2 tRNA genes are annotated in these 274 nt (G+C 43.8%); both read left to right on the top strand.

Annotated elements, in window-relative coordinates:
- Positions 1-8 precede the first annotated feature (8 nt).
- Positions 9-85, top strand: a tRNA-Arg gene (locus KNP03_RS13460).
- A gap of 5 nt (positions 86-90) precedes the next feature.
- A tRNA-Pro gene (locus KNP03_RS13455) sits at positions 91-167 on the top strand.
- The last annotated feature ends 107 nt before the right edge of the window (positions 168-274 follow it).

Genomic DNA, 274 nt, shown 5'->3' with positions numbered 1-274 from the left:
CACCATATGCACCCTTAGCTCAGCTGGATAGAGCGTTAGACTACGAATCTAAAGGCCGGGAGTTCGAATCTCTCAGGGTGCACCATTTTACGGGAAGTAGCTCAGCTTGGTAGAGCACTTGGTTTGGGACCAAGGGGTCGCAGGTTCGAATCCTGTCTTCCCGACCATTTATTTTCATTTTTGGTCTTTGAAAACTGAACGATGAGGCAAAAAAAGTTTTACAATTTTTGAATGAAGCGCAAGCTTCGTCAATTTCGAGCTATATCAAATTCTT

Source organism: Exiguobacterium algae (assembly GCF_018617875.1).
Lineage (GTDB): Bacteria > Bacillota > Bacilli > Exiguobacteriales > Exiguobacteriaceae > Exiguobacterium > Exiguobacterium algae.
The sequence above is the reverse complement of the archived record's forward strand: the minus strand, read 5'-3'. Positions and strand labels throughout refer to the sequence as shown.